The organism is Phragmitibacter flavus (genome assembly GCF_005780165.1).
In the GTDB taxonomy this organism is placed as follows: Bacteria; Verrucomicrobiota; Verrucomicrobiia; order Verrucomicrobiales; family Verrucomicrobiaceae; genus Phragmitibacter; species Phragmitibacter flavus.
This window is the reverse complement of record NZ_VAUV01000010.1, coordinates 1-21,651: the sequence shown is the minus strand read 5'-3', so window position 1 is coordinate 21,651 and position 21,651 is coordinate 1. Positions and strand designations below refer to the sequence as shown.

The window sequence follows — 21,651 nt, the reverse complement described above, 5'->3', positions numbered from 1 at the left end:
AAAACCCTGGTAGGAACGCATCGCGTAGTCATTACTTTGAGGCGTTGCCGATGAAGTCTTCCAATCGTGCCCGTTCACTACCGACTTTCACATCACTGACGAACACCGTCTTTATCTTGGATTCCGCCACTTCGGTCCTAAAATTTTCCAACTTGCGCTCAGTATTGACATGCCACTCAGGCCGGTAGATTCCAGTCTTGAAGTAAGGGGTATATTCCACGCCGATGGTGCCATACACATTTGGCCCGGCTTGATTAAACACCAATTTACCGTCCTTCCAAATCTGCAACAATCCCTCGGCACCAGGATGCCACTTGGCATGAATGATCCAAGAGACCCATTGCCCCCTCTGCACAGACTCTTCAAGCCGTTCACTGTTTCGAGACACCCCCTCTTGTGGCGAACCAAAACTCTGCCGTATATACCATCGGTCATTGCTGATGGAGATAGCCAGGTTGGGATGCGTAGGTTTCCAATTGCCAGGTATGCCATGCCACTGCAAAACGATATCCTGCGCCTTTAATGGATCAAATACCCAATCTTCAGGAATGAAAATTTTGGCCGCATACCATCGCTCCTGAAACCCCTCTTCATGAGGCAGTGAAATTTCCGACCTAAATGAGTTGGGTGCCCTTCTCACCACAAACTTCACGGCCTTGCCATCTTCACATGGTCCCGGCGCATCCACCACCTGAATGCGTTCCGAACTAGCAACCGGAAGTGAATATCGATCATCTTCCGAAATGTTCCACCTTTCAAAAGGCAAACCCTTGAAAATGTCTGCGAACATGATCCTTTGGTTTGGCTCAAAAACATCCTTGGCACGCAGTTTCTTTGGCGCAGCGGTCGCGGTCGAATGATCAAACAGCGCAGTCCACAAAAAAGGCTGCGTGATGGCGTTATTTCGCCGAATTTCGAATGCTTCTGGATCGGCATTCAAACTGCGCCACAACCGCAAATATTTGTCCTCGTGAAAGGCGATGCCTCCAAACAACAACGCCGATTGACGAACTGGCCATCCCTCCCAAGCATGAACATCGGGTTTCAAAGGCCAGGAGGATTTATCGGCAAGAAAAGGATACAAAAAGGCCATGGCTCTTCGCATGCATTTGCCGTCGCTCGTCGTAAACGTCCAAAGATTGTCCGACGAACTGGATAACAGCTGGCAAAGCGCCGTCATGTTATCCAGTTGGAAAATCGAATAGGCATACGGTTTTGTTCGCCCCAACTCCAATGGAAAGCCACCATCCACAGCCATCTGCACACCGATGAAAACCTCCTTAAATTGACGTCGGCATTCGACCAACAACGCTTCATTTTCCGTAAGCGTCGCGAATGACGCCACTTGAAGCCAGTAGGCCACGGCGTGATTGTTTATCGCTTTCGCCTCATTCTTCCCCTTGGAACTGCTAACAAGCCAGGAAGTGTAATCGGCGAACCACTGCCGCAAGCCATCAAAAACTTCCACCTTCATCGCCTTGGAATTACGCAGCGTCAGCACCGACAACGGCACTTCCACCAAATGCAAGGTATCAATCAGTCCGGTCCCCCGGTCCGGCGTCGGCTTGCCTATGATTGCCTGAGCATGATCCAGACTGGGATGCATTCGAGTCCCCTCATCAAGAAAAAACACCTTCAGCATCTCCACTGCCTTGGCGGCATAACGTTCATCTTTTGTCAGCCAATACGCTGCCGCCAAAACAGACGTGGCATCCCGCATCGCCATCAGGGTTTCCCGGTGTTGATTAAAATTCCCCGGGTTCGACTGACCATCCCTCATGATGTATGGTTTGCCGTCCGCCTTGGCAGGATCAGGCCAGTAATGATCGCTCATCGAGAAGAACTCGTCCGGCCCACCTTCGCTTAGGGGAGATCGGTCAAAAGTAATGCTGAATGGCATCTTGGCGAGCACCGCTTCAGCCGCAGTTAAGATGCGCTCACGATCCTGTTGCACCACCATTTTTGCCCCAGAAGCTGCTTCCTGACCATTCACCCCTATTGGCAAAAAAACCAGATGCAGACAGACGAGTAAAGCAGATTGGCGAACCATGAAATTGAGTCGAGTAGAATGAACACGCGGGCCCTTCAATGCGCCCGCCAATCTCCAAATGTTTCCTTCCGCCATTCGGTTGCCAAAAAAATCACGGAATCTATCCAGCGCGGATAAAAAACGCCCTCATTGGCCCTTCGTCTCCTTCACCACCGACACCTCAATATCCTCAAAAGAGAAATCCCCGCCTTCACCATTGGCGATTCTCACTCCGTCAAATCGCAAGCCAGCATCCGTCGTTCCGCGAATCAACGGCAAACCCTGTGCCCCCCATCCGCGAAACACTTCAAAAGCACCGGTGCGCTGACGGTATCGCAGCGTAAAGGTTTCCGCACTGCCTTGAATCGCAAGATCATAAGCCCTCCGTTTCTCCGCCGGACCCCGATAATTTTTACCAAAAGTCAACAGTTCCCAAGAGTAAGAATCTTCCCCTTTGTCGCCAAAAAACATCAGTTCCCCATCCCGGTCAAACAAACTGATGCCGGCAAATCCTTCGGAGTGAAACAGCGACATCGGAGACACCGATTTGAAGCTCACCATAACTACCGCATTTTCCGAAGGCTCAATGGGACGGGAAAACCGGCCCATCAAATGCGTGAAGTTCGACCTGGCCACAAACCGCCCATGACTGATCTGCGGAATACCTTCCAAAACAGTCCAACTACCCTTCAACGGTATCCGTTCCGAAAATGGCTGGTCCGACACACCCGTTAACGACTCTCGGAATACGACCTCTGCGTCATCCTTCAAGGAATCCGGGTCAACCAAAGACGCTCCCGATACCAGTTGAACCGTCTCGTGGTTGGCGCGCCGCACCAGCATCTCCCCCGCCTTTAACCGCTGGGTTCCAAGTCCGACCGTCCGTTGCCTCACCTCAACCAACCCTTGCTCGACTTGCACCTGATGTTCGAGCTCATCCACCCGCACCGTAAACACTGTGCCTAAATCAATGACCTCCATCTCCGGCAAATCCACCGCAAACCCCTTGGCCTCCGGAGGCACTCGAAACCATCCCGATCCCTGATCCAACTTCAAGCGGTTCGCACCCGTGATCGAAAACCGCGAAGGGCTTTTCAACAACGCCTCGACCCCACTTGGCAGTCGAATCGACACCGAACCGTCCTGCATCACCACGCCATCACCGAAAGGCAACGCTCCATCATCTGACGTCTTGGACGACACCCCTTCAAAAACCGATGCCGCCGAAAATTGCACACTTGGCAACCTTTCGCCAGAAACGAGTCCCGCCCCGGCATCCTGCCTCGGTTTCATCCACAACGTCAACACCAGCAACAATGCCAAACATGCCGCCGCAGCCAGCATCACCAACCGTCGTCGATCCACCCTCCGCAACTTGATCGGTGCCGTGAAAACCTCAGGCTCCTTCCGAATCCACACATGATCCTTCAACAAAGACTCCATGGACATCTTCTCGAGATACAGATTGAGCACCTTCGCATCCGCCTTCATCCATTCCTGAACTTCCAAAAGCTCCTCAGCCGACAAACTGCCATCGATCAAATGATCGAGCGCACGATTGATTTTAGCGGAGTCTTCTGGAGGAATGGGATTCATGAATGTCCTAGTCGGCGGTCGATGCAGTCCCGCAAAGCGTCTCTCAAACGGAACAACCTTGCCTTGAGGGTGCCCGACCGGGTGCCCTCCTGCTCAGCATATGTCTCCAGCGAAATAGCGGTTGCATAACGGGCGTGCAAAAGATTTTGATCCTCTGGTTTTAGCAAATTCAAACACGCCTTCAAAGCTCGATGATGCTCATCTGTCAGGCTCTCTTCCTTCTCCATCCAACGCTGGTCAATCTTCTCGATCAATTCGTCATCCAACATCACCACCGGCGAGCGCGACAATTTCCGGCGTTGATTCATCACCATAAATTTGCCGACTTGAAACGCCCAAGCCTTAAAGTTCGTCCCCTCTTCAAACGAATCGCGCTTTTCCCAAAGCTTGATCAACGTCTCTTGCGCCAAATCATCCGCCCCCTCATAACCCGGCATCAACGACCGGACATAAAGGCGGATCGAAGAAGAATGCTCCGCCAACAGACGATCAAAACCCCCAAACGACCGTGCAGTCGCTCCGAGCTCTCCCGGCGGATTGGATCGATCATTGCCCATGCACGCCGCCTCATTCATAGAGGATAATCAAATTATCAACCATGGCTTTAATCCTCCCCTGAGAAATTTCTTCATCTGACCGGCTCCGCTCGACTCATCTGGACATCATATCGTTGGACTTCACATCCCTACGCCGTGAAGCCTTTAGCCGTTAGCCGTTAGCCGTTAGCCGTTAGCCTTTAGCCTTTCAACCTCTCCCCTCCTCGTCATCGGACCCAATATCCCCCGACCTCCGGATCGCCCTGAACAACTTCCAACCAAGATACACCGCCATCGCATAACCCGCCGCTCCGAAAATCGACACCCCACCCAGCACCGGCGGTGCCTTCATGCTCCACAACAACGACGATCCCAAAAACAGTGACGCCACCACAATGCCCAACACCAGCCGGTTGATCACCGGATCAAGATGACGGTGATCCAGGTGCACCTGAAATTTGCCTGTTCGCACCCGCTGCACCATCTCGCTCAAATCATTCGGCAACGTTTGCAATAACGCATCCCAGTCGCCGACCGTGCGCTGGAAACGATTGATCCAACGACTCGGCGTCAACCTCCGACGAATTGCCCTTCGATAAAACGGCCGGATCACCGCCGCCAGACTGAACTGCGGACTCAACAACTGCGACGTCCCCTCCAGCAACACCAGTGTCCTCAACAACAACGACACGGATGGCGGCAACATCAGATGATGCCGCCGTATAATTCCCGTCAAACTCTGCAACGCCGGACTCAACTCCAGCTCGCCAATCGGCCGCGCGGTGTGATCCGCCACAAACTCCGAAAGCTCCGCCACCAATTGCTCGCGATCTCCTTCCGGCGGATGCACCGCCAGCCTGACCACCGCCCCCGCCAATGCCAAGGGATCCGACTGGCCGACGGCCATCACCAGATTCTCAATCTCCGTTCTCACCCGCTCATCCAGCCGCCCCGTCATTCCGCAATCCAACACCCCCACCACGCCGCCCGGCAACAGCATCAAGTTCCCCGGATGAGGATCCGCATGATAAAACGAATCCCTGAAAATCATCTCCAGATACATGTTGGCCCCCCGCAATGCGAAGGTGTTTAAGTCCGATCCCGACGCCTGCAGCTGCGCGTGATCATTGCCAAACACCCCCTCAAATCGCTCCATCGTCAGCACCCGCTTGCTCGAATAAGCCGCCCATGCTTTCGGGAACCTCACCGTCGGATCATTCCGAAACCGATGCGCAAACTCCTCCATGTTGCGCCGTTCATGATCAAAATCCAACTCATGTTTCAGCGAACGCTCAAACTGCCGCACCACCTCCAACGGCTGATAAACCCGCAACTGCGGCGAATGTTTTTCCGCCTGCTCCGCCAGCCAGGCCAGGATCGACAAATCCGCCTCGATCTTCTTGCGAATCCCCGGCTTCTGCACCTTCAGCACCACCGCCTCCCCACTCATTAACCGTGCCCCATGCACTTGCGCAATCGACGCCGAAGCGAAAGCCACCGGATCAAACTCCGCAAACAGCAACTCCGGTTCCGCCCCCAAATCCTCAAAGATGATCTGCCGAATTTCCTCCACCGAATCTGCCGGGGCACTCGACTGCAATTTCGCCAGTTCAAACGCTACCTCCGCACCAACCAGATCCGGTCGCGTGCTCAACAACTGACCCAACTTGGTAAACGTCGGCCCCAGTTCCGCCATCACCATCCGTAACCGCACCACCATCGGCGCATCCGCAATCTTGTCGCCCTCCCTGCTCCTGAAAAATTCCTGAATCCACGAGAACGGCAACGGCCTCATCCAGTCCGCCAACCCGTAGCGCACCAACGATTTCACAATCTCAGTCAGCCGACCGAGATCACGCTGCTGCCGTGCCAGCGGATTGAACTGCATAGGGTATTGTTAAGACCTCAGACCTCAACCCACCTGCTCGACCACCGTCGGCACACTGACCTTGCTCTCCAGCAACTCAATGCGCTGCAACAAGGATGCGATGTCCTCTTTCCTCGCCACACCCAGTCGCTCCAGCGCCGCATCCACCCGTTTGTCGACAAACTGCTGGAACGTATCTGACGTCCGGTCAGCCACCCTTTTTACCCCTGCCTTCACCAACCCCACCTGCACCAACGCCTGGTCGATGCGCTGATCGATCTGTTCGCCCAACTGCTCCTTGGACTCCTCCGCCTTCACCTCCAGTTCCTCGCGCAAACGACGCCCCTCTTCCTCCGACAACTGCGCCTCACGGCTCATGTCCGCTGCGAACTTGGCGATCTTGTCCTTGGTCAAACTGGCGAGACCAAGTCCGGTATAAACACTTTTTTTGACGATCTCAAACATGGTATTGATGAGTTAAATTCTCCGCCCTGTTGCGGCCTTCCACTAATACTTCGACCGAAAACTCCATTCCGCGCTCAACTCTTTCTGTCAAAATTGTTGATTAACCTCTCATCTCTAAATGGTGGAGCCAAGGGGAGTCGAACCCCTGACCTCGTCATTGCGAACGACGCGCTCTACCAACTGAGCTATGACCCCAAAATATTGTCCGACTCGCGACCTGGAGAAACTCAAATTGAAAATCCCCCCCGCCCATCGAACACCCATAATTATGCGGCAACGAAACTGGTTGGCAAGTTCATTTCACCTCGGGTCCTGGCCCCTTTTCTACTCGTTGATCTCCCTGCGCCGTCATCCAGGTCTCCAGTTCCGACCGCAGTTCCCGCACGCGGTCGAATTGCGCGGGATCGGCGGCAAGATTGCTCATCTCATGAGGATCGTTGACCAAATCGTAAAGCTCCATTTCAGGGCGATGACGATAACGCTGCACCTTCGCCGCGATGTCCGGACTGGACTCCGCCATTCTGACCCAGGACTCCCAGAAACCTCCCCAATAACCCGGCAACTTGCCGTGGGGAACCAGATCAATGTGTGTGGTGAACTTCGCTTCTGGAGTGAGATTCACGATCAACTTCCAATCCTTCGTCCGCACGCTCCGCATCGGGTAAACATTGATCTTCCCATCAGCGCTGTGCGTGGTGAAGATGCGTTCGCGGTGCTCCTGCTTCTGCCTCCTCAGAACCGGAGCAAATGATTGTCCGTCGATTTTCGCCGCAACCTTCCCTCCACCCATTTCCGCCAAAGTCGGCAGGATGTCCACCCAACTCACCATCGCTTCGCTGCGAGTCCCCGCCTCCACCACTCCCGGCCACGACACCATCAATGGAACCCGAATCCCCGCATCATAACAGTTCCATTTGGCGAAGGGAAACTGCGCCCCATGATCGCTCGTCATCATCAACGCCACATTGGTGCCCAACGTCTCATTCACCGCTGCCATCACCTTTCCCAGTTCATCATCCATCCGTGTCACGGCAGTCGCGTAGGCCGCGCGGGCATCCCGCGTTTCTGGGGTGTCCGCCTGCGAAGGTGGCAGCCGCATTGCTGACGGTTCAGCCCATGAAGCCCGCTCGGGCCACGGCACATGGGGCCAGTTCGATCCGATGAAGATGCACAACGGCTTGGAACTCTTCCGCTCCCTCAACCACTTCAACGCCGCCGGAACCCCGTCATGATCATGAAACTTGTCATGTGCAAAATGATCAAAGCCATAGTCGCCCGTATGCCGGTAATGCGCCACCTTGCCAAACGCCACCACCTCGTATCCCAGCTCCTGCAAATACGCAGGCAGCTTCTTGATTTCCGCCCGTGGTTTGCTGTGATTCACCTCCGCGCCATTGCGAGCCGGCATCAATCCCGTCAACAGCGCCGCCCGGCTCGGCGCACAACTCGGTGAAGCCACAAACGCATGCGTAAAAGTCATCCCCGCTGCCGCCAGCTTCGACAGGTTCGGCGTGCGCATGTCTGCCGCCCCCTCCACCTTCGAATCCAGGAAACTGTAATCATCCGCAAGAAACACCACCAGATGCGGAGGCGCCATCACCGGATTCGCGCCAAACATCCAGGTTATCGATGCGCTCCAACAAATCAGCGCAAAAATCAGTCCCCGGCACCGGCAAAATCCCTCGATCTGTGACCGCTCCACCAACTTCACTTTTCGACACTTCAACATCCACCTATTTCAAGGCAAACACCGCCTCCAAACAAGACGTTTCTCAAACACCAGCGTCCCTATCTTCGTTTGGGCAATCGCCCGCCCTTTCCTGCCACCCGATCATACGCCACCAGGCTGCCCGCCACCGCCACATTTAAACTGAAACTCCCCGGCAACGACACCACAAACTGACACGCCGACAACACACTCTCCGGCAGTCCCCGACTCTCACAGCCCAACACATAAACCGCCCGCGGCGGATGATCGAACTCCTGAATCGGAATCGCCCCCTCCGCCATTTCCACCCCCACCATCACCGTTGCAAACGGCAACTGAGCCCGAAATTCATCGAACGTTTCATAATGATAAAGAGGGATCTTGCTCCAAGCCTTCGTCACATCGCTCGACTCCTTTTTATACTTCCGTCCAATCGTAAAAATAAACGCCGCCCCCAACACATAGGCACTCCGCCACAGCGTCCCTATGTTCGTTTCATTCTCCGCGTAGTGCACGCCGATCCCGTAAAACCCCTCCGCCTCATACTGTTGCTTAAGCTTCGCCATTGACCACACCTCCGCTCCTCTCATTCCGATAAGCCTGCGCCAACAAGGTCACCGGCTGCGTCACCGACTTGCACTTATTTCCCAAGTCCGCCTTCAACTCGGCCGCAATCTGCAAATGACACCCCGGATTCGAAGTCGCCACCACAGGCACACCCGTCTCCGCAATCTTCTCCACCTTCCTCTTCAACAACTTCGCCGACTGCTCCGGCTGCGTGATGTTGTAAATCCCCGCACTCCCGCAGCACCAGTTGCTCTCCGGCAACTCCACCACCTTCAATCCCGGAATCGACCCCAGCACCAGCCTCGGAGCCGCCACCACCTTCTGTCCATGCGTCAAATGACACGACTCATGATACGTCACCTCCTCCACCCCACACCCTGCACTTGGCACCCGAAAACCGATCTCCGCCAGCCACTCATGCACATCGCGCACCTTCGAATCCCACAATCTCGCCCGCTCCGCATACCGCGCATCCTCCTTCAACAGCGGCCCATAATGTTTCAAATGAGACCCACATCCCCCCGCGTTGCTGATGATCGCATCCAACGATTCCACCTCAAACAAATCCAACTGCCGCCGAGCCAGTTCCATCGCCAGTTCCGGTGCTCCATTGTGACCATGCAACGACCCACAACAAGGCTGCACCGATGGCGTCACCACCTCACAACCATTCGCCAAAAGCACATCCGCCGTATCCCGGTTCACCTCCGCAAAAGCCAGATCCTGCACACACCCCGTCAACAACGCCACCCGATATTTCCTCACCCCCACCGGCTCTTCCACCTCCTCAATCAATCCGTTCGAAAACACCGCGGACATCACCGGCGTCTGCGGCTCCAACCTCCTCAACCCTTCCGGCAACAACCTCAACAAACCCGAGCCCCTCACCACCTTCTCCACCCCACTCCGTTGATACCACCTCAACCCCATCCCCACCGCCCGCAACAACCTCGGCCGCATGAACAGCACCTCAAGCGTCAACCAACGCCAAAACCCGCGCTGCGGGGTGTGCAAAACCCCCTTGCGCTCCACATCCGCCCGCGCCGTCTCAAACAACTCCACATAATTCACTCCCGCCGGACACGCCGTCACACAAGCCAGACAGCCAAGACAATAATACATCTCCTCGCCAAACGACTTCGTCACCTGCGTCTCCCCATCCGCAATCGACCGCATCAACGCAATCCTCCCCCGCGGACTGTTCCGCTCCCGCTTCGTCTCCACATAAGTCGGACACGTCGGCAAACACATCCCGCAATGCATGCACTGCTGCAGCACCGAATAATCCAACTGTTTTAAGGTCGTCGCCATCAGTCAGTCTCAGTCAAAAATCTTCCCCGGATTCAACAAGCCACGCGGATCCAAGGCCCGCTTCACCTCACGCATCAACTCATAACTCGCCTCCGAAAACTGCCTTTTCAAAAACACCTTCTTCGCCAGCCCCACCCCATGCTCGCCCGTCACCGTTCCCCCCACCGCCAGCGTCTCCTCCACGATCTCCTCCAACGCCAGCTCCACCCGGTGCATCTCCTCAATGTCCCGCTCATCCGTCAAAAACGTCGGATGCAAATTCCCATCCCCCATGTGCCCAAATGTGCCAATCAACAACCGATGCCGCTCCGCCGTCAGCCGGATGAACTTCACCATCCGCGCCAGTTCACTCCTCGGCACCGTCACATCCTCCAAAATCGTCGTCGGTTTCACCCGCGCCAGCGCCGAAAACGCCTGCCGCCGCGCCGAAGCCAGCCTCGCCCCCTCCGCCTCATCCACCGCCACCTTTACCTCACGCGCCCCAAACTTCAACGCAATGTCCCGCATCCGCACCGTCTCATCCTCCACCGCCACCGGATGCCCGTCGGTCTCAATCAACAACAACGCCTCCACATCCGTCGGCAACCCGATCTTCGCATAATCCTCCACACATCCCACCGTCATCCGATCGAGAAACTCCAGCGTGCAAGGAATGATCTTCGCCGCAATGATCGCACTCACCGTCTCCGCCGCCGCCTCCATCGAATCATACAACGCCAGCATCGTCCGTCGCGCCTGCGGTTTCGGCAGCAACTTCAACAACACCTCTGTAATGATTCCCAGCGTCCCTTCACTCCCGATAAACAAATCCTTCATCGAATACCCCGCCACATCCTTCACACACTTGTTGCCCAACTCCACCAGCCGCCCATCCGGCAACACCACCGTCAACCCCATCACATAATCCCGCGTCACCCCATACTTCAATCCCCTCAAACCCCCGCTGTTCTCCGCCACATTGCCACCAATCGTCGAGATCTTCATCGACCCCGGATCCGGCGGATAAAACAACCCAAACCTCCCCGCCGCATCATCCACCTCCTTGGTGATCACCCCGCACTGCGCCCGCAACGTCAGATTCCGCTCATCCACCTCAAGGATCTTGTCCAGCCTCGTCAACACCAACACCATCGACTTCTCCACCGGCACACTCCCCCCACTCAACCCCGTCCCGCTCCCCCGCGCCACCACCGGCACCGCATGCAACGCCGCCAGCTTCACACACCCCGAAACTTGCAAACTGTCCGCCGGAAACACCACACACAAGGGCCGCTGCTTCAACACCGCCGTCCCATCAAAACCATACGGCACCAAATCCTCATCCCCGGTCAGCACCTGATCAGCGCCCACCACCCCCGCAATCGAACTCAAAAAATCTTCATACATCAGCGCCATACAATTCCCCCAGTTTCAAACATTCCGCCACCGAACACAATCCTGCCGACGGCGTCGGATCCGACAAACAAGCCGCCGCCGCACAAACCGCCAACTGCAACGACCGTGCCACATCCCATCCCTCATGCCAGCCATGCAGATACCCCGCTGCAAACGCATCCCCCCCCCCCGTCGCCCCCGCCACAAACCCCTCCGGCAACTTCAACGACTTCACCCTCTCCACCGACCCCTTGTCATCCACCACCACCGCCCCTTGTGGCAAATGAATCACCACCTGCCGCCGCACTCCACACCCCATCAACTCCCGCGCCGCCTCCACACAATCATCCAAGGTCCCCCCCTGCAAATTCCGACCCGTCACCTTCCCCGCTTCCACCTCATTGATTACCAGCACATCCGTAAACGGCAACGCACTCAACGCGATCTCCCGAAACCGCCCATGCTCCGTGCTCACCATATCCACCGAAGTCGTCAACCCCGCCTCCAACGCCCTCTCCAACAAAATCGAAGCCCGCGTCCGCCCTTCCTCCTCCTCCACAAACTCATCCATCGCATCCAGCAACATCAGATACCCCAGGTGCAAATGCTTCGCCTCAGTCCGCGCAAAATCCACATGCTTCTCCGTCAGCAACGCATTCGCCCCGCGCTGATGAAAAAACGTCCTCCGCCCCGTCGCCATCACCGTCATCGCATCGGTATACGAGGTCGGAGCCTCCTCCGTGATATGCAACTGCTCCACCCCAACCCCCGCCCCAACACAATCGCGTAAAATCCACTCCCCCCGCGCATCCCCTCCAATCAACCCCGCCGCCTGCAACGGATACCCCGCCCCCATTGCCGCCAAGTCCTTCAGCACATTATAAGGCCCCCCACCATTGCTCGACCTCTCCGACCGAATCGAAGCCAGCATGTCCTGCTCCGGCCACGCATCGATCAACTTCACATCATCGACAATAAAATTGCCGACCGCCAAAATCCCATTGCGTGTCATTTCACTCATAATCTCCTCCCGTGACACAGGCTTTCAGCCTGTGGGTGAGACAGGCATTTTGCCTGTCCCGAACGTCTCCAACTCGTCGCATCATTGCAGGTCCACCCTTCATAATTCAGTATCTCAGTATCTCAGCCATTCACCTCAAAACCTCCAAAATCCTCAATCCATATCTCCCCGCAATTTCATCCACCCCCACCTCCACCCTCGCCCCATAAGCCTCCCCCAACCACTCATCCCTCAACACCTCACTCTTCCCGCCCATCGCCAGCACCTTCCCCTCCTTCAACAAAAGCACCTTCGAAAAACACGGCAAAATCTCCTCCACATGATGCGTCACAATCACCAGTGAAGGTGCCCCCTCCCTCTCCGCCATCTCACCAAGCCACCCCAAAAAATGCTCCCGCGCCACCGGATCCAATCCCGCACAAGGTTCATCCAAAATCAGCACCTCAAACTCCGCCATAAACGCCCGGCAAATCAAGATCTTCTGCCTCTCCCCCTGCGACAATACCCCCCAGCGCGACCCCACCAAATGCCCGCACCCCATCCGCTCCAGCAACCCCCGCGCCTCAACCTCCAACGCCGCATCCCTCTCCCCCACCAAATTCAGAATCGCCTCCCGACCACTCACCACCGCGTCCAACACCGGCTCATACGGCTCAAGATAAGACACCAGCGTGCTCGTCACCAGTCCCACATGCTTGCGCACCTCCCGCCAGTCCGCAAAACCAAACTGCGCCTCCCCCACCTGGATCGACCCCGCCGTCGCCATCTCATAGCCTGTCAGGCAATTGATCAACGACGTCTTCCCACACCCATTCGGCCCCAGCACCACCCAATGCTCCCCCGCCCGCACCGACCAGTCGATCCCATCAAGAATCGCCCGATCATCGCGAACATACCGCAGCCCCGAAACTCGCAGCACATCACTCATCTCGTTCAATAACATCACGCCGGGATCACCACCACCTTCTTCTCCTTCTGCGACTCCAGCGCCGCTGCAAAAATCTCCTGCGTCGCCACCGCCTCCGCCACCGTCGCACACCCAAACCGATCCCCCAGCAACCCCTCACGCTCCATCAAAAACGCCGCCCACATTTGCTGAATCACATCAGGGAACCCCGGTTCAAAAATTCCCCCCGTCACCGCTTTGAACGGCATCCCAAACCCCAAGTCCGTCTTCTTCCAAAACTGTTCCTTGCCCCCCTCAAAAACCCACAACGTCTTCGGCTCCTTCGTCGAATAGCGCACCCCGCCCTCCGTCCCCAGCACCTCAACAAACCACGAATTTGTCTCCCCCGGTGCCAGCCTTTTCATCTCCAAACGCATCGGCACCTCATGCCCTTCAATCGAAGTCCACGCATGCAACATCGCATTGTCCCAAGTATCACACTCCGCCATCCCACCGCGACCATCCGGCCGCTGCGGATACCCCTTTTGCAACTGCGCATAAACCGAACTCGGCCGCCACCCAAACCGCAACGGCAAATGACACGCATGCATCCCCAAATCCCCCAACACCCCAATCTCCCCACACGTCCGGCTAAACCGTTTCCAGTTCGCCGCCTTCGTCGCATCCAGGTCACTGCTATGGTGAAAACCCGACACCACCTCCAGCACCCGACCCAGCCTGCCTGACTTCACATAATCCACCACCCGCTGCGCCCCTGGAAAAAACGGAAACTCCGAACTGCATCGCGTAAACCTTCCCGACTTCTCCACCGCCGCCGCAATGTTTCTGGCCGATGATAAATCCATCCCAAAAGGCTTCTCCGCAAACAAATCCTTCCCCGCCTCCAGCACATCCACATAAAGCTTTTCGTGCAAGTTATGTGGCACCGCCACATACACCACCTCCACCTCCGGATTCGCCAAAAGTTCCTTGTAATCCGCCGTCAACTGCCGACACGAAGGGATCACCTTAAACCAATCGCGCACTCCCTCCACCAAATCCGCCACCGCCACCAATTCCGGCTTCACCTCCACATCCGTCAACGCGCACCAACGCGCAAAAGCCGAAGCCATCTCACGTCCCATCAACCCACCCCCAATAATGCCAACACCAATCGTTTTCATAGGTCAAAAAGTCATCCCATCAGCCATCAACCAATCATCGCCAGCGCTTCATCCACACTCACCCCATCATGCACCATCGCCATCAACGCCCGCGTGATCCCCTTCGGATTCGGATGCTGAATGATGTTCCTTCCATACACAATCCCACTCGCCCCCTGTTCCAGCAGCCCCTGCGTCCTCACCAAAATCTCCCGGTCACTCACCCGACCGCCACCACGCACCAACACCGGAATGCCACCCGCCACTTCCACCACCTGATGATACAACGATACATCATCCGTCGGATCCCCCTTGATGATGTCCGCGCCCAACTCCACCGCCTGCCTTACCAGATGGGAAATCTTCACCACATCCCCATCCACCATGTATCCGCCCGCCTTCTCGTTCGGCTGAAACACCAGCGGCTCAATCATCATCGGCATGCCGTAATAATCCGCCTGCGGTTTCAATTTCAAAATGTTCTCCACACACTGCTCATGCACCTCTGGAGCGCCCGGAATCTGAAACAAATTCACACACACACAAGCCGCATCCACGCGCACCGCCTGCAACATCGTCTCCTCAATCATCAAACTGAACCGCGCCGACGGCAGTTCCTTGCCATAAATGTTCGCCACATCCGTGCGCAACACCAATGAAGGTTTTTCCCGACCCGGCAAACTCTGCAAATGCCGCGCCTGACCCAGCGTCAACTGAATCGCATCCGGCGCCGCCTCCACCAAGGTCGCAATCACCTTCGGCATCGACTCAATCCCCTGCAAAAACCCCGGCTGGTTAAAAAAACCATGATCCACCGCCACATCAAAACACCGACCCGACTTCGCATTGAACAACCGCTTAATTCTAAAATCTTTCATAAAGGCAATCTCAAATCGTAAATCTCAAATCGTAAATCAAAAATCCATTTAACCCACCCCCATCAAATGCTTCAACACATATAGTTCCAGCGCCTCATAATCCCGCGCCTCCACACACTGACGCTCGATCTCCCGATCATAAGTCCGCACCTTTTCCACCAGATGCAAAAACAACTCCCGACTGCTCGTCAAATGCGCCGTCACCGGCGATCCCTGCTGCGTCCGCATCGCCTTCACATCAAGCCCAATGAACTCCCCTTTGCTACCATAACCACTCTCCTCCAGCACCCGAACCTGATTAAACGCCGCCCGCAAATTCGCTGACCCAAAATTTTTGTCCTGATCATACTTCAACCCGTTCTGATCATTCAAATGCACACTGCCCAGCTTGTCATGAGCCAGCGCAAACGCCATTTCATCCGACGCATCCAGTCCCGCCAGCATCGCATGCGCCGACTCAATCAACCCCTTCACCCGCTTCGGATCGCTTGACGCATACGCCAGCGCAATCGCATGACCAATCGTCGGCACATAAGCCTGATCCGTCGGCTCATTCGGCTTCGGCTCAATCCAAATTTCAATCGCCTTGTCGTAATCCAGCACCTTGTTGATCGTCTCCAAAATCCGCTCATACGCCAGCTTCGCATTCTTGCTCTCGCGGATATACGACCCCTCCCGCGCCAGCCACAGCACCACCGCCGGAGCCCCCACCTCACGTGCAATGTCCACCGTCTTCAAAGTCCGATCCAACGCATACTGACGATCACTCGCACTGTTCGAAGTATACCCGCCATCCACCGTCTGCGGCGCAAACCACAACCTCGGTGCCACAAACTCTGCAAACAGACCCTGATTCCCCAACATCCCCTTCACCTCACCTGCCTTGCGCGAGATCTGCTCCGGCGAAAGATCATCCATCCCGGGCACCACATCATCATCATGAAACTGCACCCCATCAAATCCCATTGGTTTGAACAGCGCATACTTCGCCTCATGATCATAAGCCGACCTCACCTCCGGCCCAAACGGATCTCCACCCTCTGAAATGTTCCAAGGCCCAAACGAAAAACGGTAAATGGTAGAAGTGCTCATGCGATCAATAGATTATTAAATGCTTCACCCACCATAACACCCCCACCCCCTTCAAATTCATCTGGTAAAATCTCATAAACCAATGAAATAATCTCATTCATCATCATTAAGCCCGTATCCCCCTGAGAAAATCCCACCCCTGGGAGCACCAGGCTCCAGCCTGGCTGCATCACCCAAGTCAGTTTTTCATCCTTCAGCCCTCATCCTTTATCCTTTCCCGAGAGTCCATCCACCTCGACGCCCAGCAGTCGTTCCGTCTTCTCCACTGGCAGGACAATCTGCGCGAAGTCGACTCCCTCATCTCCGCCACCCAACGCCAGCGTGTCACCGGCACTGGCGACCGCTGGCATCACCACCCCGAGATGGAACTCACCCTCGTCCAACGCGGCAGCGGCACCCGTTTTGTTGGCGACCACATCGCTCCCTTCGAATCCCTCGATGTCGTCCTCATCGGTGCCAACGTCCCCCACTACTGGCGCGGCCTGCATCACTCCACCGGTTACGCCCTGCAATGGCGTTTCGAAGCCAATCATCCCTTCTGGCAGTTCCCCGAATCCCAATCTCTAAAACCCCTCTGGCCTCAAACCGCCCACGGCATTCGTTTCACCGGCAAAACCGCCACCACCATCGTCACCCTCATCGAAAACATCGCCCATTCCAGTTCCCTCGAACGCCTCAGCCATTTCATCCAACTCCTCCATCATCTCGCCAAATCCCCCAAACGCGACCAGCAACGCCTCTCCACCCGACCCTTCGACCTCGCCTCCGTCCAGATCCATCAACCCGCCATCGAACGCGTCATCCGCCATGTCTTAAAAAACTTCCGTGACCCCATCCCCCTTAAACAAGTCCTCAAACTCGCCAACATGAGCCGCGCCACCTTCGCCCGTCAATTCCCCAAACACGCCGGTAAAACCTTCTCCGCCTTCGTCAACCAAGTCCGACTCGAATCCGTCTGCCGCGACCTCACCACCACCACCGAAACCATCACCAACATCGCCTTCTCCAACGGTTTTAACAATCTCTCCTCCTTCAACCGCATGTTCCGAAAAGTTTTAAAGTGCAGTCCCAAGGATTATCGACTCAACATCGCCGCAAAAGATTGAGCTTGTGAGGAAACTCCAACTCATGATTTATTAGATTCAAGAAACATTCGTGCTCATGAACAGCAAAATCATATTCGCCGTAGGCGGTCTTCTCTCTCTTCTGTTTCTAATATCTCTCTTCGTTCCGGTCGGCACAGGCCGCATCTCGAAGATTGAGCACCAAAAATTGCGAAATCGAAATTCAATGAAAGCCCTGGAAATCGCCATCAACGGCTACCAGGTCGAATACAACCTTCCCCCCGGAGCACTGCAATCCCCCTCCAGCGAAACCACTCCAGCTCGCAGTCAAGGTCCGCTGATACAGTCACTAATGGCCCAAAACAAAATCGACAACCCAAGAAACATCATATTCTTCGAACCCAACATCCGCAAAGGTAACTCATCAGGTCTCATACCCGATCACCAACCAGCATCATTCGTCGATTCATGGGGACAACCCTACTACATCCTTGTGGACTCCGACGCCGATCAACAGATCCCAAATCCCGACCCTTCACCCAAAAAATCATCGCCTGTCCTAAACTCAAAGACCATCATCTACTCCTCCGGCCCCGACCAGGACCCCCTCACTTGGGACGACAACATCACAAGCTGGGAATAAGCTCCCAAAAAAGTAGAAGGTTCGTCCCGAGCCTTTCAATCGAAACCAAGGGCCGGGACGGCCCTTCTACTTTTCTTCATCAAACGTCCCACCGCCCCATGGCTCCACCACCACTTCGGTCTTGATCGAGTTGGCGATAAAACACTCTTTATGCGCACGGTGATGAAGCGCATGCACCTCACCCGCATCAGGCACCCTTGGCCCACCCCAGACAATCTTGGGTCTCAAGACAATCCGAGATATCCACAACTTGCCATTTGCATCCTTCACCATGGTCCCAATCGCCGCATCTTCATAACTCGTCACCAACCATCCCGCATCAACGGCCACGTGCAAAAACCATAACATGTGACAACTCGCCACCGAAGCCACAAAGGCTTCTTCAGGGTCCACATTTTCCGCGTTCGACCACGGCGCAGGCACCACCAACGGCGAAGGCGAAGCCGCCACCACTGCTCCCCCATCAAAATGCCACGTGTGCTCCCGAGAATACAGCCGCCTCAAAAAATCGGGTCCTTCATTGACCCATTTGATGCTAACGCGATGCTGCGCCATACCGATCAGCTATTACTTTGCCGGAACCTCAACCGCGCCACGAATGAACTCTGCCAGGTCCGCCTTCTGCTTGATCAGATCCGCCTTGTTCAGAAACATCATGTGCCCCGCCGCATAATAATCGACCACCAGATTTTTGCGCAATTCCGGCGCAATCTTCAAATGGTTCAGCGTATGCACCGCCGCAAAATAAGGCGTCGCCAAATCCGAATATCCCGCCGAGACATGCACCTTCAAATACGGATTGCGCATCATCGTCCCTGCCAGTTCATCCGCAACGTTGAGATACTCGTTCTCTGCATTCCAATTCCACAGTCCCAACCTCGCCAACACCTCATACGGCTCATCTTCCTCCACCTTCAACTCTTCACGGACATACTGGTTAAAGGTCGCCGCAAACACCGGAAAAATCGCATCAGCACTAGGATCCCGCTCATAAGTTTCCGTCAACCGGTCCTGCACGAACCCGGTATACCGACCATCAAACCTCCCAATCTGCAAATGCTTGTCGCGCAACAGTTCCACACTGAACCTTGCCAGCGTCGGACGAAGATTGGCTGCTTCCACATAGTCCGCTTTTAATCCCGTCAACCGCGCCATTTCGGTGACCACCTTCGCTCTGAATTCAGGTGCAACCGATGTCCCTTGAAACAAAGCCAACTGGTAGTCACCCGCTGCAAATTTTTCCGATTCCGCCAGCACATCGACCAGAGGCAGCTTTTGCAATCCCGCATCAAGCCGCCCATGATGCCACGCCGCTGCCGTGAAGCTCGGCAAAAACAACACGTGCGCCAGATCATTGTTGCCGCCAGCCGCAATCGTCTGAAAATCCAACACCGTGCTCACCAGCATGATCCCGTTCAAATTCATCCGATGCCGGTTCATCAACTCAGTGCTCAACGCCGCCGCACGCGTCGTCCCATAACTCTCCCCAATCAAAAACTTCGGCGATGGCCATCTCAAATTCTGCGTCACATACAAGCGGATGAACTCGCCTACACTGCGCGCATCCTCCTGCACTCCATGGAACTTCTTCGCTTCCTCCGGCTTCGTTGCGCGACTGTATCCCGTGCCCACCGGATCAATGAACACCAGGTCCGTCTCATCAAGCAATGAGTGCTCATTGTCCTCCAATTGATAAGGCGGTGGAGGTGCGCTGCCATCATCCTCCAGCTTCACACGTCGCGGACCCAACAACCCCAGATGCATCCACACCGACGAAGCCCCCGGACCACCATTGAACGAAAAGGTTACTGGACGACTGGCCTTGTCCCCCACTCCATCCTTCGTGTAGGCCATGTAAAATATCTCTGCGGTGGATTTGCCTTCTGCATCTTTGATCGGCATCTTGCCCGCTTTGACGGTGTAACTGACCGGCTGACCATTGATCGTCACCGAGTGCTTGGTCTCCACCGGCTTCGACTTTGATCCCGACTTCTCTTCGGGCGCATCCTCCACCGATTTCGCTTCGGCCTTGGCTTCCGCTTCGGCCTTGGCTTCAGCCGCCACCTCATTCGGAACTGGTTTGGGAGCCTCTGCCAGGACGGTGGCATCCCCAATCACAAAAATCACTGCTGACAAAATCCATGCGCGCATCCCCAACGCTGACTGCACTCATTCAGCTTTGCAATGCAAAATCCCTCATCGACCTCCAATCCGAAAACTTCACAAACGCATTGCTTATGCCGGCATCGCATCCACCGTCTCCCTTCACCAGACGTGCTCGTTTGGATCCTTCAGGACTGAACTTGGTCGATCCGAGTGAGCATTGAAGCTGGTGAAAACTCATAGAAAGACGTCAGCCAATTTTTTGGCACTGATGTCGCAAGGAACCTTGTCCAATTCATCGCCGTTAATCCGGCGATCATGATGCGTCCAAAAAACGCCTGAGCTTGAAACATCAATTCGAGCTTTGCCATTTGAAGGCGCCATCCCCGAGACAATCAAGCGGCGATGGCGTTTTTTGGGTCATTCGTCCTTCGCCATCACCCCTGGCAGTTCCATAGGCTCAACGGGAATCCCAAAGAAATTCAACTCAACACCAGAATTGTGTGTCCGAAAGACCTCGATCTCCTGCGGTCCCATGAAAAGACTCCCTGGCCGCCTGCCATTCTTGTCGTAGAAACGATTGATCGTCACGATGGCGCATGCGTTAACTTCGTCGATCCCCATGACAACAATGCTACCAAAAAACCGCGCCCCTGACAATGGACATGGCAACTCAAGCAAACCCCCGAAAGCTTGAATCACCGCCACGATCAGAGGCGCTTATAGAGATTTACGCAATGATAAGGATTACGCAACTAAATCCATTGATGAATTTTTTGCATCCCCTCATGCATGTCCAAAAGAACATCACCAAATTCCTGTTTAACACCTTCGATCAGGAACCCAAAATGGACCATAGACAAAACATTGAACCGATCCCGCCAGGTTATTCATTTGTCCCGGCCAGGCCTGTGAAAATCCGTAGTCTGACTTTCTCAGCCTGCCGTTTAAGCTCGTGTCTGAACCAACGTGATGAAATGGTGGGCAGGGCTGGATTCGAACCAGCGTAAGCGTAAGCTAGCAGATTTACAGTCTGCCCCCTTTAGCCACTCGGGCACCTACCCATTGCTCGCTTGCGCGATGCGGACCGTTAATTAGGAGGGACCATCAACAAATGCAAGAGGAAATTCATTTTATCCATTCAACACGGCTTGGTTTTTTTAATTCCGAGCATCTGGCCTGCGGTTTTTGCTCTATGAATTCACCCCTCTTCCATTCCCACTTGTTGCCTCAAAAGTAAATGACACCGGGGAGGTGTAGGAAAGAGGGTGTCGTTGACTCATTAGGTGTGACACCGTGGTTAGGGGGTCATCATTGCTTCGGCGGGCTCGGAATGCAAGGAGCCCGT

21 protein-coding genes and 2 tRNA genes are annotated in these 21,651 nt (G+C 55.2%); 2 read left to right on the top strand and 21 right to left on the bottom strand.

The genetic code is table 11. From position 1 onward, the window contains the following. Positions 1-31: 31 nt before the first annotated feature. The 17 genes from FEM03_RS14300 to FEM03_RS24445 form a co-directional block, all read right to left on the bottom strand. On the bottom strand, positions 32-2,050 hold the full coding sequence (locus FEM03_RS14300) for an alginate lyase family protein (RefSeq protein WP_138086962.1): 2,019 nt from the start codon (positions 2,048-2,050) through the stop codon (positions 32-34). A gap of 126 nt (positions 2,051-2,176) precedes the next feature. Continuing rightward, entirely contained in the window at positions 2,177-3,625 is a 1,449-nt protein-coding gene (locus FEM03_RS14295) for a FecR domain-containing protein (RefSeq protein ID WP_138086961.1), read from the bottom strand. Next, entirely contained in the window at positions 3,622-4,182 is a 561-nt protein-coding gene (locus FEM03_RS14290) for a sigma-70 family RNA polymerase sigma factor (RefSeq protein WP_240772787.1), read from the bottom strand. Before FEM03_RS14290 ends, FEM03_RS14295 begins: the two co-directional genes overlap by 4 nt. A 187-nt stretch (positions 4,183-4,369) precedes the next feature. Continuing rightward, entirely contained in the window at positions 4,370-6,049 is a 1,680-nt protein-coding gene (locus FEM03_RS14285) for an ABC1 kinase family protein (RefSeq protein WP_138086959.1), read from the bottom strand. A 24-nt stretch (positions 6,050-6,073) separates the two neighbouring features. Further along, the gene (locus FEM03_RS14280; protein ID WP_138086958.1) at positions 6,074-6,493 is read right to left on the bottom strand and encodes a phasin family protein; all 420 of its coding nucleotides are present in this window, start codon (positions 6,491-6,493) and stop codon (positions 6,074-6,076) included. Positions 6,494-6,612: 119 nt separating this feature from the next. Then, a tRNA-Ala gene (locus FEM03_RS14275) sits at positions 6,613-6,688 on the bottom strand. A gap of 100 nt (positions 6,689-6,788) precedes the next feature. Beyond that, positions 6,789-8,090: a sulfatase family protein gene (locus FEM03_RS14270; protein ID WP_166442864.1), complete on the bottom strand. Its 1,302-nt coding sequence runs from the start codon at positions 8,088-8,090 to the stop codon at positions 6,789-6,791. Between the two features lie 191 nt (positions 8,091-8,281). Further along, positions 8,282-8,767: an RNA methyltransferase gene (locus tag FEM03_RS14265; RefSeq protein WP_206171011.1), complete on the bottom strand. Its 486-nt coding sequence runs from the start codon at positions 8,765-8,767 to the stop codon at positions 8,282-8,284. Next, a complete protein-coding gene (locus FEM03_RS14260) occupies positions 8,754-10,079 on the bottom strand; it encodes a (Fe-S)-binding protein (RefSeq protein ID WP_138086955.1) in 1,326 nt (441 codons plus the stop codon). Before FEM03_RS14260 ends, FEM03_RS14265 begins: the two co-directional genes overlap by 14 nt. Positions 10,080-10,088: 9 nt before the next feature. Next, positions 10,089-11,465, bottom strand: a complete 1,377-nt coding sequence (locus tag FEM03_RS14255) for an FAD-binding oxidoreductase (protein WP_138086954.1) — start codon at positions 11,463-11,465, stop codon at positions 10,089-10,091. After that, positions 11,458-12,474, bottom strand: coding sequence for a carbohydrate kinase family protein (locus FEM03_RS14250; RefSeq protein ID WP_138086953.1), 1,017 nt, complete (start codon positions 12,472-12,474; stop codon positions 11,458-11,460). The genes FEM03_RS14255 and FEM03_RS14250 overlap by 8 nt, the downstream gene beginning before the upstream one ends. 130 nt (positions 12,475-12,604) lie before the next feature. Further along, a complete protein-coding gene (locus FEM03_RS25620) occupies positions 12,605-13,417 on the bottom strand; it encodes an ABC transporter ATP-binding protein (RefSeq protein ID WP_138087145.1) in 813 nt (270 codons plus the stop codon). Next, positions 13,417-14,544, bottom strand: coding sequence for a Gfo/Idh/MocA family protein (locus FEM03_RS14240; protein WP_138086952.1), 1,128 nt, complete (start codon positions 14,542-14,544; stop codon positions 13,417-13,419). The genes FEM03_RS25620 and FEM03_RS14240 overlap by 1 nt, the downstream gene beginning before the upstream one ends. Before the next feature lie 26 nt (positions 14,545-14,570). Continuing rightward, the gene (locus tag FEM03_RS14235) at positions 14,571-15,401 is read right to left on the bottom strand and encodes a class I fructose-bisphosphate aldolase (RefSeq protein WP_138086951.1); all 831 of its coding nucleotides are present in this window, start codon (positions 15,399-15,401) and stop codon (positions 14,571-14,573) included. Positions 15,402-15,449: 48 nt separating this feature from the next. Next, the gene (locus FEM03_RS14230) at positions 15,450-16,493 is read right to left on the bottom strand and encodes a TIM barrel protein (protein ID WP_166442863.1); all 1,044 of its coding nucleotides are present in this window, start codon (positions 16,491-16,493) and stop codon (positions 15,450-15,452) included. Next, the gene (locus tag FEM03_RS24450) at positions 16,490-16,663 is read right to left on the bottom strand and encodes a hypothetical protein (protein ID WP_166442862.1); all 174 of its coding nucleotides are present in this window, start codon (positions 16,661-16,663) and stop codon (positions 16,490-16,492) included. Before FEM03_RS24450 ends, FEM03_RS14230 begins: the two co-directional genes overlap by 4 nt. Positions 16,664-16,693: 30 nt before the next feature. Continuing rightward, complete coding sequence (locus FEM03_RS24445) at positions 16,694-16,843, bottom strand: hypothetical protein (RefSeq protein WP_166442861.1); 150 nt, start codon at positions 16,841-16,843, stop codon at positions 16,694-16,696. A gap of 12 nt (positions 16,844-16,855) precedes the next feature. Here FEM03_RS24445 and FEM03_RS14225 point away from each other — a divergent pair, with 12 nt between their 5' ends. Then, on the top strand, positions 16,856-17,599 hold the full coding sequence (locus FEM03_RS14225) for an AraC family transcriptional regulator (RefSeq protein ID WP_138086949.1): 744 nt from the start codon (positions 16,856-16,858) through the stop codon (positions 17,597-17,599). A 184-nt stretch (positions 17,600-17,783) separates the two neighbouring features. Further along, positions 17,784-18,200: a hypothetical protein gene (locus FEM03_RS14220; RefSeq protein ID WP_138086948.1), complete on the top strand. Its 417-nt coding sequence runs from the start codon at positions 17,784-17,786 to the stop codon at positions 18,198-18,200. Positions 18,201-18,266: 66 nt separating this feature from the next. On the opposite strand, the gene FEM03_RS14215 is transcribed toward FEM03_RS14220, so the two are convergent. The 4 genes from FEM03_RS14215 to FEM03_RS14200 all read right to left on the bottom strand — a co-directional run bounded on the left by FEM03_RS14215 (position 18,267) and on the right by FEM03_RS14200 (position 21,367). Further along, positions 18,267-18,755, bottom strand: coding sequence for an OsmC family protein (locus FEM03_RS14215; RefSeq protein ID WP_138086947.1), 489 nt, complete (start codon positions 18,753-18,755; stop codon positions 18,267-18,269). Between the two features lie 12 nt (positions 18,756-18,767). Next, complete coding sequence (locus tag FEM03_RS14210) at positions 18,768-20,351, bottom strand: S10 family peptidase (protein WP_138086946.1); 1,584 nt, start codon at positions 20,349-20,351, stop codon at positions 18,768-18,770. Positions 20,352-20,723: 372 nt separating this feature from the next. Next, complete coding sequence (locus tag FEM03_RS14205) at positions 20,724-21,011, bottom strand: hypothetical protein (RefSeq protein WP_138086945.1); 288 nt, start codon at positions 21,009-21,011, stop codon at positions 20,724-20,726. A gap of 270 nt (positions 21,012-21,281) precedes the next feature. Continuing rightward, a tRNA-Tyr gene (locus FEM03_RS14200) sits at positions 21,282-21,367 on the bottom strand. Positions 21,368-21,651: the final 284 nt, after the last annotated feature.

Bases quoted from the DNA above. Each gene is read 5' to 3' on its own strand.
- FEM03_RS14230 (WP_166442863.1), bottom strand. From the start codon at position 16,493: ATGAGCACTTCTACCATTTACCGTTTTTCGTTTGGGCCTTGGAACATT.
- FEM03_RS14210 (WP_138086946.1), bottom strand. From the start codon at position 20,351: ATGCGCGCATGGATTTTGTCAGCAGTGATTTTTGTGATTGGGGATGCC.
- FEM03_RS14255 (WP_138086954.1), bottom strand. From the start codon at position 11,465: ATGTATGAAGATTTTTTGAGTTCGATTGCGGGGGTGGTGGGCGCTGAT.
- FEM03_RS14240 (WP_138086952.1), bottom strand. From the start codon at position 14,544: ATGAAAACGATTGGTGTTGGCATTATTGGGGGTGGGTTGATGGGACGT.
- FEM03_RS14285 (WP_138086959.1), bottom strand. From the start codon at position 6,049: ATGCAGTTCAATCCGCTGGCACGGCAGCAGCGTGATCTCGGTCGGCTG.
- FEM03_RS14295 (WP_138086961.1), bottom strand. From the start codon at position 3,625: ATGAATCCCATTCCTCCAGAAGACTCCGCTAAAATCAATCGTGCGCTC.
- FEM03_RS24450 (WP_166442862.1), bottom strand. From the start codon at position 16,663: ATGCAGCCAGGCTGGAGCCTGGTGCTCCCAGGGGTGGGATTTTCTCAG.
- FEM03_RS14260 (WP_138086955.1), bottom strand. From the start codon at position 10,079: ATGGCGACGACCTTAAAACAGTTGGATTATTCGGTGCTGCAGCAGTGC.
- FEM03_RS14300 (WP_138086962.1), bottom strand. From the start codon at position 2,050: ATGGTTCGCCAATCTGCTTTACTCGTCTGTCTGCATCTGGTTTTTTTG.
- FEM03_RS14235 (WP_138086951.1), bottom strand. From the start codon at position 15,401: ATGAAAGATTTTAGAATTAAGCGGTTGTTCAATGCGAAGTCGGGTCGG.
- FEM03_RS14290 (WP_240772787.1), bottom strand. From the start codon at position 4,182: ATGGGCAATGATCGATCCAATCCGCCGGGAGAGCTCGGAGCGACTGCA.
- FEM03_RS24445 (WP_166442861.1), bottom strand. From the start codon at position 16,843: ATGCCAGCGGTCGCCAGTGCCGGTGACACGCTGGCGTTGGGTGGCGGA.
- FEM03_RS14220 (WP_138086948.1), top strand. From the start codon at position 17,784: ATGAAAGCCCTGGAAATCGCCATCAACGGCTACCAGGTCGAATACAAC.
- FEM03_RS25620 (WP_138087145.1), bottom strand. From the start codon at position 13,417: ATGTTATTGAACGAGATGAGTGATGTGCTGCGAGTTTCGGGGCTGCGG.
- FEM03_RS14270 (WP_166442864.1), bottom strand. From the start codon at position 8,090: ATGGCGCCTCCGCATCTGGTGGTGTTTCTTGCGGATGATTACAGTTTC.
- FEM03_RS14280 (WP_138086958.1), bottom strand. From the start codon at position 6,493: ATGTTTGAGATCGTCAAAAAAAGTGTTTATACCGGACTTGGTCTCGCC.
- FEM03_RS14265 (WP_206171011.1), bottom strand. From the start codon at position 8,767: ATGGCGAAGCTTAAGCAACAGTATGAGGCGGAGGGGTTTTACGGGATC.
- FEM03_RS14215 (WP_138086947.1), bottom strand. From the start codon at position 18,755: ATGGCGCAGCATCGCGTTAGCATCAAATGGGTCAATGAAGGACCCGAT.
- FEM03_RS14250 (WP_138086953.1), bottom strand. From the start codon at position 12,474: ATGAGTGAAATGACACGCAATGGGATTTTGGCGGTCGGCAATTTTATT.
- FEM03_RS14225 (WP_138086949.1), top strand. From the start codon at position 16,856: ATGGAACTCACCCTCGTCCAACGCGGCAGCGGCACCCGTTTTGTTGGC.